Below are 13,315 nucleotides of genomic sequence, written 5' to 3'. Positions count from 1 at the left end.
CGCGAAGGCGCTCGTGCTCACAGCGGTGACGCTCGTGGTCAGCCTCGTCTCGATGGGCCTGTCCTACGTCACGACGCTCCCGTTCCACGACGCGCTCGGTGCGACCCTCGACCTCTCCGACGGCGAGACCGTCCGCATGGCTCTTGGCCTGCCGCTGTACCTCGTCGCCGTCGCGCTCCTGGCCCTCGGCTTCGGGGCCCTGCTGCGCAGCTCCGCCGGTGCCATCGCGACGGTCGTCGGCCTGCTGCTCGTCATCGAGAACGTCTTCATGCTCGTGCCCTTGCGCCTGTTCGAGGTCATCAGCCCGTTCCTGCCCGCGACCGCGGGCGCCCGGATCATGTACGACGGCTCGATGCTGGCCATGCTCGACACCATGAACGAGGGCGGTGCGGTCCTCACGCCCTGGCAGGGCTACGGCGTCATGCTCGCGTGGGTCGTGGTGCTGCTGGGCGGCGCCGCCGTCCTCCTGCGCCGGCGCGACGCCTGACGGGCACCTCGCCGGGCACCCGCCTGGGAGAGTGAGGGCATGAGCACCACCGGTGACGCGAGCGGGCCGACGACGGCGCCCGCCGCGTCGCCGGTGGTGGCAGCCCCCGCGCCAGGCACCCTCTTCACGCTCCAGGGCGCGCAGCGCGCCGGCTGGCTCCGCCGCTTCTTCCTGGGGCACCCGGGCGCGATGGACGCGGTCGTCGTCGCGTGGTTCACCGTGCCCAGCCTGCTGGCGGCGGCCTTCGACCCCACGCCCGGCCGGCCGGTCGCGCTCACCGTCGTCCTCGTGCTCGCCGGCGGCGCGGTGCTCGCGGCGCGGCGGCGGGCGCCTGCCGCCGTCGCGATCGCCCTCGCGCTGCTCGGGTCGCTCACGATGGTCCTGACCGACGCCCTCACGGGGTTCGACCTCGCCCTGGCCCTGGGGCTCTACGCCGTCGCCTCCCTGCGGCCGGGCCGGGTCGCGTGGCCCGTCGCCGGGGCGGGCGTCGGCATCATGGCGATCACGATCCTCGCGATCGGGGACCGGGAGGTGCTCGTCCCGGGTGCTCCGCTCTCGCCGCAGGGTCGCGTGGCGGAGGTGACGGGGATCCTCGTCTTCGCGCTCGCCGCGATGGCCATCGGCACGAGCGTCCGCAACCGTCGGGTCCACCTCGCGGACCTGGTCGAGCGGGCCAACGCCGTGGCGCGGGAGCGGGACCGGCAGGCGCAGCTCGCGCTCGCCGGTGAGCGCACCCGGATCGCCCGCGAGATGCACGACGTCGTCGCGCACAGCCTGTCCGTGATGATCGCCCTCGCCGACGGCGCGTCCGCCGCCCTGGAGCGCTCGCCCGACCGGTCCCGCGCCGCGCTGGACGAGCTGTCGGAGACGGGGCGGTCGGCACTGGCGGACATGCGGCGCATCCTCGGGGTGCTCAAGGACGTCGACGCGCCGCTCGAGCCGCAGCCGGGCGCCGTCGACCTCGGCGCTCTCGTCGAGCGGTTCCGGACCGCGGGCCTCCCGGTGCGGACGACGGGTCTCGGCACGCCGCTGCCGCCCGACGCCGGCCTCCAGCTCGCCGTGTTCCGCATCGTCCAGGAGTCGCTCACCAACGCCCTGCGTCACGCCCCGGGCACCGACCGGGTGGACGTGTCGCTGTGCCGCGAGGAGGGGGACGTCGTGGTGGAGGTGATCGACGCCGGCCCCGCCGTTGCGTCCGACGCGTCCCGCGCCGACACGGGAGGGGCCGGGCAGGGCCTCATCGGCATGCGCGAGCGGGCGGCGGTGTACGGCGGGCGGGTCGAGGCCGGCCCGCACGGTGCGGGGTGGCGCGTCCGCGCCTGCCTGCCGTGGGACGGCGCGAGCCGCGCCAGCACGACGACGGGTCCGGGGGTACCGACGGGGACGGGGACGGGGACGGGGACATGACGACGCAGCCCGGGGCACCGATCCGTGTGCTCCTCGTCGACGACCAGGCCCTCCTGCGGATGGGCTTCGCGCTGGTCCTCGACGCCGAGGAGGACCTCCAGGTGGTCGGCGAGGCCGGCGACGGGCGTGCGGCCCTCGCGCAGGTGGCGGCGCTGCGCCCCGACGTCGTCCTCATGGACGTCCGGATGCCGGGGATGAACGGCATCGACGCGACCGAGCGCATCGTCGCCGAGCACCCCGGCGTGCGCGTCCTCATCCTCACGACGTTCGACCTCGACGAGTACGCGTTCGCCGCGCTGCGGGCCGGCGCGTCCGGGTTCCTGCTCAAGGACGCCCGCCCTGCCGAGCTCGTCGCGGCGATCCGCGCGGTGGCCTCCGGGGACGCGGTGGTCTCGCCGAGGGTGACGCGCCGGATGCTGGAGATGTTCGCGGACCGGCTGCCGGCGTCGGCGGAGCCGGGCAGCGCGGCGGGTCCCGACCCGCGCCTGTCGGGCCTCACACCGCGCGAGCTCGAGGTGCTGCGCGCCGTCGCCGAGGGACTGTCCAACGCCGAGATCGCCGCGCGCTTCTTCCTCTCGGAGGCCACAGTGAAGACGCACGTCGGCCGCATCCTGGCCAAGCTGGGCGTGCGCGACCGGGTCCAGGCGGTGGTCCTGGCGTACGAGACCGGACTGGCGGGTGGCGCATGAACGAGGACGCGGCGAGAGCCGAGGCACCCGGCCCGGCCGGGAGGAACTGGGCGGGGAACCTCGCCTACCGCGCGCAGCAGCTCCACGAGCCGCGCTCGCTCGAGGAGCTGCGTGACGTCGTCGTGCGCGAGCCGCGGCTGCGTGCCCTCGGCAGCCGGCACTCGTTCACCGATGTGGCGGACGGCGACGCCCTCGTCAGCCTGGACCGGATGCCCGGCGACATCGAGGTCGACGCCGACGCCGGCACCGTGCGGCTACCGGCCGGGACGCGGTACGGCACGCTCGCGGCGGCTCTGCACGAGCGCGGCTGGGCGGTCCACAACCTCGCGTCCCTGCCGCACATCTCCGTCGCCGGCGCGGTGGCCACGGGGACGCACGGCTCGGGCGACCGCAGCGGGACGCTCGCGACCGCGGTCCGCGGCCTGGAGCTCGTGACCGCCGACGGCGAGGTCGTCGGCGTCGGCGCGGCGCAGGCGGCAGGTGACGGAGCGGTGGCGCGGCAGCTCCCCGACGTCGACCTGGACGCCGCCGTGGTCGGGCTCGGGGCTCTGGGCGTCGTCACCGCGGTGACGCTCGCGATCGAGCCGACGTTCGACGTGGCGCAGGAGGTCTACCCGGGCGTGCCGTGGGACGACGCGCTCGCCGACCTCGACGCGGTCACCGGCAGCGCCGACAGCGTCAGCCTCTTCACCGACTGGCGCTCCGGCGCGATCGGGCAGGTGTGGCGCAAGAGTCGTGTGGTGGCGGGCTGGGAGCCGCGCACGAGCCTGCTCGGTGTGCCCCGGTCGACGGTCGAGCTGCACCCGCTGGAGGACGTGGACCCGCGCAGCACCACCGCGCAGCTCGGCGTGCCGGGACCGTGGCACGAGCGCCTGTCGCACTTCCGCATGGAGCACACCCCCAGCCACGGGCAGGAGCTGCAGACCGAGTACCTCGTCCCGCGGGAGCACGCCGTCGACGCGATCGGGGCGCTGCGCCGGCTCGGTCCCCGGCTGGCCGGCGCCCTGCTCGTGTCCGAGGTCCGCACCATGGCGGGCGACCAGCAGTGGCTCAGCGGCGCGTACGGGGGCCCGACCGTGGGGTTCCACTTCACCTGGCGTCTGGACGTCGACGCGGTCGCTGCGCTGCTGCCGCACGTCGAGGAGGCCCTCGGTCCCTTCTCCCCGCGACCGCACTGGGCGAAGCTCTTCACCGTCTCCGGCGCGGGCTCCCCGACCGCGCTGCGCGCCGCGTACCCACGGTTCGACGACTTCCGCGCGCTGGCGGCGAGGCTGGACCCGCAGGGCCGCTTCCACAACGCGTTCCTCGAGCGGCACGGCCTGGTGGGGTGACGCAGCGGCCCGGTCCAACACGGGGGGACCGGGCCGCTGCGGGCACGCCGGGCGCGCGCCCCAGGAGCGCGCGTCGGTGGCGCAGGAGGTCAGTGGCGCGTGCCGACGACGTCCACGACGAAGACCAGGGTGTCCGAGCCACCGATCCCCGCGGCAGGCATGCCACGCTCCCCGTAGCCGAGGTGCGGCGGGATCGACAGGAGGACGCGGGAGCCGACCTGCTGGCCGACCAGGCCCTCGTCCCAGCCGGCGATGACCTGGCCGACACCGATGCCGAACGAGATGGACGAGCCCCGGTCGTAGCTGTTGTCGAACATCCGGCCGCCCCACACCTGGCCGTAGTAGTTGACCTCGATGTCGTCCCCGGCCTCCACCGTGTCGCCCGAGCCCTGGTGCAGGACGTGGACGGCGAGGTCGTGCGGTGCCGGGGTGTCGGGGAAGGTCAGGACGGGCTTGTCCCCGAAGGAGCCGGACGCGGTGGGCAGGTTCTCGGGCATGGGTCGCCTCTCGTGTCGGTTCGCCGCGCGGTCGAGCCGCGGCCGTCGTCCATCGTGCCCCATCCGGGGCGGGAGGACCTGGGCAGGTGCGCGCGCGTCAGAGCCGCTCGGCGAACCAGCGCAGCTGCCGCGCGAGCTGGTGCTGCTGGCCCCCCTCGTGCTCGTTGAACGGGTACTCGACCATCTCGGCGGTCGGCCGCGTGCCGCCGCGCTCCGCCGTCAGCTCTCCGTAGTGGTTGTGCGCCGCGTAGACCGTGGACGGCGGGCACGTGCGGTCCCGCAGCGCGACGGAGAACAGCGCGGGCGCCGTCGCGCGACGGGCCAGGTGCAGGGCGTCGAGGTGGTCGAAGGTCCGCAGCACGGTCTCGACCCGGTCACGGTGCACCGACAGGTAGGTCGCGAGCTCCTGGTACGGGAACGCGTCGGTGACGTCGAGCGCCCGTCGGACGTGGCACAGGAAGGGCACGTCGGGCATCACCGCGACCAGGTCGGGCACGAGCCCGGCGACCGCGAGCGCGATGCCGCCGCCCTGGCTGATCCCCTTGACCGCCACCCGCGACGCGTCGACGCCGTCCAGCGCCCGGGCCGCCTCGACGGCGCGCACCCCGTCCGTGAACAGGCGCCGGTAGTAGTGGTCGCGAGGGTCCTCGACGCCGCGGGTCATGACGCCCGGCGTGGCGTTGCCCGCGCCCACCGGGTCCGCCGTCGCGCCGCCCGAGCCCCAGCCGCTGCCCTGGCCGCGGGTGTCCATGACGAGGTGCGCGTACCCGGCGGCGGCCCAGAGCGTGTGCTCGTGCGGCAGGCCCCGGCCCCCGCCGTAGCCGAGGTACTCGACGACGGCGGGCAGGTCCCCCGTCGCTCCGGCAGGGCGTGTGAGCCACGCCTTGATGGGGTGCCCGCCGAACCCCGCGAACGTCACGTCCCGCACCTCGACCAGCGGCAGGCCGACGTCGACGCGGTCGGCGACGAGCGCCAGGTCGTGCGAGCGTGCCTCGGCCAGCGTCCCCGCCCAGAAGTCGTCGAGGCCGTCGGGCTCTGTCAGCGGCGCGCGATAACGGCGGAGCTCCTCGACGGGCAGGTCGATCAGGGGCACGGCATCTCCTCACGGACGGTCGCCACGGTCCCGAGGCGACTCGCCTCCGGCAGCGGAAATCGTTCTACCACGCACCGCCCACCAGCGCGTGGGCCGCCTGCTCCCTCTCCCCCACCGCGAGACAGCGGGTGCGACGCGAGACAGCGGGTTCCGACCCGCTGCCTGGAGGAGAACCCGCTAGCTCGCCATGGGCGGCGCGGCGCGGCGGACCGACGCTCCGGACCGGGTCACGGGGTGAGGTCGGCGAGGAGGTCGGCGCGGCCGACGACGGTCACCGGGTTGCCGTCGGCGGTGACGACGACGGCGACGGCATCGCTCAGCGCCGCCCGCAACGACGTGAGGCTCTGGCCGTGCCCGACGAGGGGCAGGGCCGGCTCCAGGTGGTCGGCGACCGGGTCGGACGGTGCGCCGCCGTCGGCGAGGAGACGGAGCAGGCCACGCTCGCTGACCGAGCCCGCCACCTCGCCGAGCCTCACCGGCACCGGCGCGGTGACCACCGGCACCGCGGGCAGCCCCTGCTCCCGGAGCGCCGCGACGGCGTCGCCGACCGACTGGTCGGCGCGCACGTGCGGGAAGACGCCGGCGCGGCGCGCGACGACGGCCTCGGCGACGGCGCGGACGGACGGACCGGCGCCGGCGTCCTGCCCGGCACCGACCTCCTCCGCCAGGAAGCCGTGCTCCTGCATCCAACGATCGGAGAAGATCTTGGACATGTAGCCGCGACCGCCGTCGGGGAGGAGCACCACGATCGTCGCGCGCGCGGCGGCCTCGGGGTCCTCCTGCTGGAGCCGTTCCGCGAGGCGCAGCGCGGCGACGACGGCCATCCCGCACGAGCCACCCACGAGCAGCCCCTCCTCCCGCGCGAGGCGGCGCGTCATGGCGAACGACTCGGCGTCGGTGACGGCGATGATCTCGTCAGGCACGGTGGGGTCGTACGCCCCGGGCCAGAAGTCCTCGCCGACCCCCTCCACGAGGTACGGGCGGCCGTCACCGCCGGAGTACACCGAGCCGGCCGGGTCGGCGCCCACGACGCGCACGGGGCCGCCTGCGTCGGCGGGACGGTCGGCGCTGACCTCCTTGAGGTAGCGGCCGGTCCCGGTGATGGTGCCGCCGGTCCCGACGCCGACGACGACGTGGGTCACGGTGCCGTCGGTGTCGCCCCAGATCTCGGGCCCCGTCGACTCGTAGTGGCTCGCCGGGCCGTTGACGTTGAAGTACTGGTTGGGCTTCCAGCCGCCGGGGATCTCGCGCGCCAGCCGGTCGGAGACCGAGTAGTACGAGCGCGGGTCCTCGGGGTGGACCGCCGTCGGCGTGACGACGACCTCGGCGCCGTAGGCCGCAAGGACGTCACGCTTGTCCTGGGACACCTTGTCCGGGCAGACGAAGACGCAGCGGTAGCCCTTGCGCTGGGCGACGAGCGCCAGGCCGACGCCGGTGTTGCCGCTCGTGGGCTCGACGATCGTGCCGCCGGGGCGCAGCTCGCCGGACGCCTCCGCCGCCTCGATCATCTTCAGCGCGATGCGGTCCTTCACGGAGCCGCCGGGGTTGAGGTACTCCACCTTGGCCAGCACGGTCGCCGCGAGCCCCTGGGTCACGGACGTCAGCTGGACCAGGGGCGTGCCGCCCACGAGCTCGGAGATGTGCTGGGCGTACGTCACGGCGCGGGCTCCTCGGGGCAGGGGTGGTCTGCGGCGCCCACTCTAGGCAACGGGACGCACGTACCGCGTCGTCCGGTGCGGCCACCGGCCCGTGACGCAGGACCGCCCCGGTGCACGAGGCACCGGGGCGGTCCGGGTGGGAGGTTGGCTGCCGACGTCAGTCGCTGCCGCGCAGGATCGCGAGCAGGCGCAGGAACTCGACGTAGAGCCAGACCAGCGTGACCATGAGACCGAACGCCGCGGTCCAGGCGAACTTCGCCGGGGCGCCCTGCTCGACACCGCGCTTGATCGCGTCGAAGTCGACGATGAGCGAGAAGGCCGCGAGGCCGACCGCGAAGAGGCCGATGAGGATGCCGAACGGGCCCTCGCGCAGGCCGAAGCCGTCGAGGACGCCGAACATGACCAGGCCGAAGTTCACCAGCGAGAAGACGAGGTAGCCGGACATCGCGATGATGAGCCAGCGCGTGAACTTCGGCGTCACGCGGATCTTCCCGGAGCGGAAGAGCACCAGCGAGGCGGCGAAGGTCGACGCGGTCGCGAGCACGGCCTGCAGGACGATGCCCTGCCACTGGGCCTCGAACATGTAGCTGATGCCGCCGAGGAAGACTCCCTGCGCCGCGGCGTAGGCGATGATCAGCGGCGGGCTGGGGTTCTTCTTGAACGCGTTGACCAGGCCGAGGACCAGGCCGACGATCATCCCGATGAAGAAGAGCCCCGGCGCCAGCATCCAGGTCAGGGCGCCCGTCACCAGGAGCACCGCGAACAGGCCCGCCGTCTTGACGATGACGTCGTCGTACGTCAGGCGGCCGGTGTCACGCGTGGTGGCCGACGGCGAGCCGTACATCTGCTCGAGCTCGGCCGGGCTGTACTGCGGTTCGCCGTACGGGTTCCGCTGCGGCTGACCGTACGGGGCCTGGGCAGCCCCCCGGCCGCGACGCTCGCCGAAGACGGCGTTGTTGCTCAGGACTGGGTTGGACACGGAACCTCCTGGTCGCGGCGGCCTCCGCCCGCGGGTTTGCGGGCGGACACTTGTCGCTGGCCGTTCACTACATCCTAGGGAACGCGACGGGCCCCGCCGGAGTTCCCGCGCGCGGCGAGAGGTGGCGCACAGTCTGGCGGGCGTGGCGTGGCGTGCCCCCGGCGGGGATCGAACCCGCACTGGACCGGGTTTAAGCCGGCTGCCTCTGCCGGTTGGGCTACGGGGGCGACGCGCAGGCCATCCTGCCAGGGGCGCCGTCGTCGGCCCGACCGGCCGGACGCCTCAGACGGTCGCGGGTGCCGTCGCGCCCCGGGACTTGTCCGCGGGCTGGGGCGTCGCCTTCGGCCGCGGCGCCGAGGCCTCGCGGAACTCGGCGCGCGGGTCGTGCAGGCGGCCCAGCGCCACCATCTCGCGGCGGAAGAACATCGCGAGTGTCCAGTCGAGCACGATCCGGACCTTGCGGTTCATCGTCGGCATCTGGGCCATGTGGTAAGTCCGGTGCATGAACCAGGCGGGCCAGCCGCGCAGCCTGACGCCGTAGACCTGCGCGACGCCCTTGCCGAGGCCGAGGGACGCGACGGTGCCGACGTGCTTGTGCTTGTAGGGCTCGACGGGCGCGCTGCGCAGCGCCCGCGCCAGGTTGTCGCCCAGGTGCCGCGCCTGACGCACGGCGTGCTGCGCGCTCGGCGAGCAGAGCATGCCGGGGTTGGCGAGGTCCGGGACGGCGGCGCAGTCGCCGGCGGTCCAGGCACCCTCGACGACCGTGCCGTCCTCGTGCGCGACCTGGAGGGTCGGCAGGGCGATGAGCCGGCCCGTCGCGTCGAGCGGCAGGTCGGAGTCCTGCAGCACGGGGTTGGCACGGACGCCTGCGGTCCACACGATGGTCGCGGAGTCCAGCTCGAGCCCGGTCGACGTGACGACGTGCCCGCCCACGCACGAGCTGAGGAACGTGGACAGGTGCACCTCGATGTGCCGCTTGCGCAGCTGCTCCAGCGCGTACCCGCCCATCTCCTCCCCGAGCTCGGGCAGGATCCGGGTGGAACCCTCGATCATGACGAAGCGCAGGTCGTCGATCGACAGCGAGTCGTAGTACCGGACGACGTCGCGGGCCATGTCCTCGACCTCGGCGATCGCCTCGATGCCTGCGAAGCCGCCGCCGACGAAGGTGAACGTCAGCAGGCGACGGCGCAGGTCGGGGTCCCACGTGGAGGCGGCCAGGTCGATCTTGCTGAGCACGTGGTTGCGCAGCGCGATGGCCTCCTCCACCTGCTTGAAGCCGATCGCCTCCTCCGCCAGGCCCGGGATGGGGAGCGTGCGGGCCACGGAGCCGAGCGCGACGACGAGGTGGTCGTAGGTGATCTCGTACGCCTCGCCCTCGTCCGGCTGGAGGCGGACCGTGCGGTCGGCGTGCCGGATCTGCGTGACGCGTGCCGTGAGGCTGTCGACGCCGTCGAGCTCACGCCGGTGCGCGACGACGACGTGCCGCGGCTCGAGCGAGCCGGCCGCCGCCTCCGGCAGGAAGGGCTGGTAGGTCATGTAGGGCCGGGGGTCGACGACGACGATCGCCGCGTCGCGCCGACCGAGCCGTCGGCGCAGGCGCAGCGCCGTGTAGAAGCCGACGTACCCGCCGCCGAGGACGACGATGCGGGGCACCTTGCGCGGACGGGGGGCGCCGGAGGGCAGCACGGCGTCGGTCGTGGAGGCCATAGGTCCCAGGATGCGCTCTTGTGAAACACTTCACAAGCGTTTCTCACGGCTCGGACCGTGAGTCGGGCCACAGTCGTCCCATGTCTCGCGCACCTCTCGCCGGTCTCCGACCCGGCGCTCCACCTGCAGCCGGCCCGGGCCCGCCACGGCAGCGACACACCGTGGAGGGTCACCCGCGCGAGACGCGGTGAGCTCTCCACACAAGGTGGGCGCTCGAGGCAGAGGGGGTCAGGTCTCCGCGGAGGGCTCCGGGTGCCGCGCGAGACGGACCGCGGTCGAGATCGCCTCATCGAGCATCCCCTCCGTCAGGCGGCCCGTCTGCGTGTTCTGCTGCGACACGTGGTAGCTGCCCACCAGGTGCACCACGACGCCGTCGGGCCGGCGCAGCGGGGCGTGCGCGCCGTGGGCGAAGACGGGCGCGGGCCGCGGGACCTCCCAGCCGAACGAGCGGGCGGCGCCGAGCATCGAACGCCAGCCGAACGCCCCGAGGACGAGCACCGCGCGGACGGTGCCCGCCGTCAGCTCGACCTCGCGCCGGAACCACCCCGCGCAGGTGTCCCGCTCCACCGGCAGCGGCGCGTTGTCGGGCGGGGCGCAGCGCACGGCGGGCACCATGCGGACGTCCGTGAGCGTGAGGCCGTCCGCGGCGTCCACGGACTCCGCCTGGGACGCGAGCCCCGCACGGTGCAGCGCCGCGAAGATCCAGTCCCCCGACCGGTCCCCCGTGAACAGCCGGCCGGTGCGGTTCGCGCCGTGCGCGGCCGGCGCCAGCCCCACGACGAGCAGGCGCGCGGCCGGGTCACCGAAGCCCGGCGCGGGGCGCCCCCAGTACGGCTGGTCCCGGAACGCCCGACGCCTGACGACGGCGACCTCCTCGCGCCACGCGACGAGGCGTGGGCACGCCCGGCACACCGACGACGCCTCGTCGAGCGCCGTGAGGTCGGGCGCCGCGTCCGCGAGCGCGGCGACGCCGTCAGCCGTCGTGGCGACCGGCGTCGAGGGGTGGGCCGGGTCCCCCGGCCAGCCCGTGCCCGGGGGGACCGGGGAGGGGAACCCCGCGCCGGTCCGCGGGTGCGGCAGGAGGCGCGGGTCCGGCAGGGAGGTGGGTGGCATCCCCCGATGATGCCCGGGTCAGACGCGGTCGGCCGACCGCTCCGCCGCGCTCCACGTGATGCCGTCGAGGATGTCGTGCTCGGAGGTCACCACCGTCCGCAGGTTCCCGCCGGACCGGGCCACCTCGGTCCGGACGCGCGCGACGACCGCCGACCACACGAGCGCCCCCGCCCCGATGACGTCGACGCGGCCGGGGTGCATGAACGGCAGGCGCTCCCGCTTGGCCCGGCTCATCGTGAGCAGCTCGCGGCAGGACGTCAGCACCCGGTCCACCGGCAGCAGGGAGCCGTCGATGACCTGAGGGTCGTAGGCGTCCAGGTCGAGCGCGTGCGCGGTCACGGTGGTGACGGTGCCCGCCAGCCCGACGAGCGTGGCGGCGCGACCGAGGGGGACGTCCCGCGCCGCCGCGTCCAGCGCCGCCTCGATGTCCGCGCTGGCCGCCGCGACCTGCTCGGGTGTCGGTGGGTCGCCGGCCAGGTGGCGCTCGGTCATCCGCACGCAGCCGACGTCCATCGAGTGCGCGGCGACGACCGACGTGGTCCCGAGCACGAGCTCCGTCGAGCCGCCGCCGAGGTCGACCACGAGGAACGGCCCGAGGTGCCTGCCGGCGAGGACGCCGGTCGCCCCGCGGAAGGACAGCTCCGCCTCCTCGTGCCCGCTGATCACCTCGGGCTCGACACCCAGCGCGTCCAGGACGCCGTCGACGAAGTCCTGGCGGTTCTCCGCGTCCCGCGAGGCCGACGTCGCGACGAAGCGGACGTGCTCGACGCCGAGCTCCTCGCAGCGGCGCGCGTAGCGTCGGCTCGCGTCGAGCGTGCGCTCCAGCGCCTCGGGCGCGATGCGGCCGGTCCGGTCCACGCCCTGCCCCAGCCGGACGACCTCCATCGTCCGCTCCAGGTCGGTCAACGTCCCGGCCCCGAGGTCGACGTCCGCGACCAGCAGACGGATGGAGTTGGTCCCGCAGTCGATGCCCGCAACACGCGTCATGGCCGCAAGCGTGCCACCCGTCGAGCGCCGGGGTCGCGCCCGCTCAGCAGCCGCACACGACGCCGACGACGATGCCGCGTCAACAGGTGCAGACGTCCGGCCGCCAGTGCTCCGCCAGCAGGGCCAGCGCCTCGTCACCGAGCGGGTTGACGCCGGGACCGGCGGCGAGCGCGTGCCCGACCAGCACGTGCAGGCACTTGACCCGGCCCGGCATGCCGCCGGCGCTGATGCCGGCGATCTCCGGCACCTCGCCGAGCTCCGCGCGGCTGCGCAGGTAGTGCTCGTGCGCCCGCCGGTACGCGTCGGCCAGCTCCGGGTCGTCCTCGAGCCGCTGCGTCATCTCCCTCATCACCCCCGACGCCTCGAGCGTGGAGACCGCCGCCACCGCCCGCGGATGGGTGAGGTAGTACGTCGTGGGGAAGGGCGTGCCGTCCGGGAGCCGGGGAGCGGTGCGCACGACCGTCGGCCGGCCGCACACGCACCGGGCCGCGATGCCGACGACGCCGCGCGGGGGCCGGCCCAGCTGGGCGGTCAGCGTGGCGACGTCCGCCTCGGTGACCACCTCGGTCGCGCCGGGCCCGGTCCTGCCCGAGGCGCCGGTGCCCGGCTCCTCGGCGACCGCCGGGGAGGCCGGAGCCGCGGCGTCGTCGTCGGCCGTGGCGCCGCGGGGACCGGGCAGGTCCCGGTGCCCGCTCACCCCTCGCCGTCCGGGACCGGCAGCTCGCCCGCGACCTCGACGGAGTCCCAGATGGTCGCGTACCAGGGTGTACCGGAGCCCCCGACGGGCAGCGCGGGTCCCGTCTCGGCGGACGCCGTGCCCTCGACGACGGGCGTCTCGACCACGACCTCCGGGTCGATGACGCGGTACGGGGTCTCCCCCGGCATGACGTACGACAGCCGTGACCGCGCCTGGGCCTCCACGTAGGCCGGGTCCTCCCAGCGGTCCAGCTCGGCGCGCAGGTCCTCCTGGCGCTGCTGGGCGGCGACGAGATCCTGCTCGAGGGCGTCGAGCTCGGCCTGCTGCCCGAGGTAGGCGCGCACGGAGGGGAAGAGCAGCGTGAACGCCACGAGCCCGACGACGCCCAGGACCATCGCCCGGACGGACAGCAGGCGGGCCAGCCGGACCGGGCGGGCCTCCGCCGTCGCGCCCGTGGCGCGCACCGGGCGGGCGGGTGGCGCGGGTCGCGGCCCGGACGGGGCACGCTCCGCGGTCGGTCGGGGCGCCGGCCGGGCGCCCCCGCCGGAGGCGGCCGGGCCGGAGGTGGGGCGCACGGGTCGCCGGGTCCCAGCGCTGGCGCCCGAGGGGCGCACCGGAGCGGGAGGACGGCGGGACATGCCCTCGATTGTGCCCGCTCCGGAGGGGCGGG

12 protein-coding genes and 1 tRNA gene are annotated in these 13,315 nt (G+C 74.9%); 3 read left to right on the top strand and 10 right to left on the bottom strand.

Annotated elements, in window-relative coordinates:
* Positions 1-526: 526 nt before the first annotated feature.
* Genes LG379_RS14900 through LG379_RS14890 form a run of 3 tightly spaced genes read left to right on the top strand, consistent with a single transcriptional unit; the run spans position 527 to position 3,914 of the window.
* The gene (locus tag LG379_RS14900) at positions 527-1,894 is read left to right on the top strand and encodes a sensor histidine kinase (protein WP_225755389.1); all 1,368 of its coding nucleotides are present in this window, start codon (positions 527-529) and stop codon (positions 1,892-1,894) included.
* Positions 1,891-2,583, top strand: a complete 693-nt coding sequence (locus LG379_RS14895) for a response regulator transcription factor (protein ID WP_225755388.1) — start codon at positions 1,891-1,893, stop codon at positions 2,581-2,583. Before LG379_RS14900 ends, LG379_RS14895 begins: the two co-directional genes overlap by 4 nt.
* The gene (locus tag LG379_RS14890; protein ID WP_225755387.1) at positions 2,580-3,914 is read left to right on the top strand and encodes an FAD-binding protein; all 1,335 of its coding nucleotides are present in this window, start codon (positions 2,580-2,582) and stop codon (positions 3,912-3,914) included. Before LG379_RS14895 ends, LG379_RS14890 begins: the two co-directional genes overlap by 4 nt.
* An 89-nt stretch (positions 3,915-4,003) precedes the next feature.
* Here the strand turns inward: LG379_RS14890 and LG379_RS14885 are convergent, their stop codons facing one another.
* The 10 genes from LG379_RS14885 to LG379_RS14840 form a co-directional block, all read right to left on the bottom strand.
* Positions 4,004-4,411, bottom strand: coding sequence for an FKBP-type peptidyl-prolyl cis-trans isomerase (locus tag LG379_RS14885; protein WP_225755386.1), 408 nt, complete (start codon positions 4,409-4,411; stop codon positions 4,004-4,006).
* A 97-nt stretch (positions 4,412-4,508) separates the two neighbouring features.
* Positions 4,509-5,504 carry an acetylxylan esterase gene (locus tag LG379_RS14880; RefSeq protein ID WP_225755385.1) on the bottom strand — a complete coding sequence of 332 codons (996 nt, stop codon included), beginning with the start codon at positions 5,502-5,504 and terminating at the stop codon, positions 4,509-4,511.
* Positions 5,505-5,731: 227 nt separating this feature from the next.
* Positions 5,732-7,162, bottom strand: coding sequence for a cystathionine beta-synthase (locus tag LG379_RS14875; protein WP_225755384.1), 1,431 nt, complete (start codon positions 7,160-7,162; stop codon positions 5,732-5,734).
* Positions 7,163-7,319: 157 nt separating this feature from the next.
* Entirely contained in the window at positions 7,320-8,141 is an 822-nt protein-coding gene (locus LG379_RS14870) for a Bax inhibitor-1/YccA family protein (protein ID WP_225755383.1), read from the bottom strand.
* Between the two features lie 153 nt (positions 8,142-8,294).
* Positions 8,295-8,368, bottom strand: a tRNA-Leu gene (locus LG379_RS14865).
* A gap of 55 nt (positions 8,369-8,423) precedes the next feature.
* Complete coding sequence (locus LG379_RS14860; RefSeq protein WP_225755382.1) at positions 8,424-9,848, bottom strand: NAD(P)/FAD-dependent oxidoreductase; 1,425 nt, start codon at positions 9,846-9,848, stop codon at positions 8,424-8,426.
* 228 nt (positions 9,849-10,076) lie between these two features.
* A complete protein-coding gene (locus LG379_RS14855) occupies positions 10,077-10,961 on the bottom strand; it encodes a uracil-DNA glycosylase (RefSeq protein ID WP_225755381.1) in 885 nt (294 codons plus the stop codon).
* Positions 10,962-10,979: 18 nt separating this feature from the next.
* Complete coding sequence (locus LG379_RS14850; protein ID WP_225755380.1) at positions 10,980-11,948, bottom strand: Ppx/GppA phosphatase family protein; 969 nt, start codon at positions 11,946-11,948, stop codon at positions 10,980-10,982.
* A gap of 79 nt (positions 11,949-12,027) precedes the next feature.
* Positions 12,028-12,510 (bottom strand): DUF501 domain-containing protein, encoded by a 483-nt coding sequence (locus tag LG379_RS14845; RefSeq protein WP_225755426.1) that lies wholly within the window; start codon positions 12,508-12,510, stop codon positions 12,028-12,030.
* 131 nt (positions 12,511-12,641) lie between these two features.
* Positions 12,642-13,109, bottom strand: a complete 468-nt coding sequence (locus LG379_RS14840; RefSeq protein WP_225755379.1) for a septum formation initiator family protein — start codon at positions 13,107-13,109, stop codon at positions 12,642-12,644.
* Positions 13,110-13,315: the final 206 nt, after the last annotated feature.

Origin of the sequence: Actinotalea sp. Marseille-Q4924, assembly GCF_916618755.1 — a bacterium.
In the GTDB taxonomy this organism is placed as follows: domain Bacteria; phylum Actinomycetota; class Actinomycetes; order Actinomycetales; family Cellulomonadaceae; genus Actinotalea.
This window is presented reverse-complemented; position numbering and strand designations above follow the sequence as displayed.

Coding starts and splice junctions, on each gene's coding strand:
- LG379_RS14900 (WP_225755389.1), top strand. CDS start 527: ATGAGCACCACCGGTGACGCGAGCGGGCCGACGACGGCGCCCGCCGCG.
- LG379_RS14895 (WP_225755388.1), top strand. CDS start 1,891: ATGACGACGCAGCCCGGGGCACCGATCCGTGTGCTCCTCGTCGACGAC.
- LG379_RS14890 (WP_225755387.1), top strand. CDS start 2,580: ATGAACGAGGACGCGGCGAGAGCCGAGGCACCCGGCCCGGCCGGGAGG.
- LG379_RS14885 (WP_225755386.1), bottom strand. CDS start 4,411: ATGCCCGAGAACCTGCCCACCGCGTCCGGCTCCTTCGGGGACAAGCCC.
- LG379_RS14860 (WP_225755382.1), bottom strand. CDS start 9,848: ATGGCCTCCACGACCGACGCCGTGCTGCCCTCCGGCGCCCCCCGTCCG.
- LG379_RS14855 (WP_225755381.1), bottom strand. CDS start 10,961: ATGCCACCCACCTCCCTGCCGGACCCGCGCCTCCTGCCGCACCCGCGG.
- LG379_RS14850 (WP_225755380.1), bottom strand. CDS start 11,948: ATGACGCGTGTTGCGGGCATCGACTGCGGGACCAACTCCATCCGTCTG.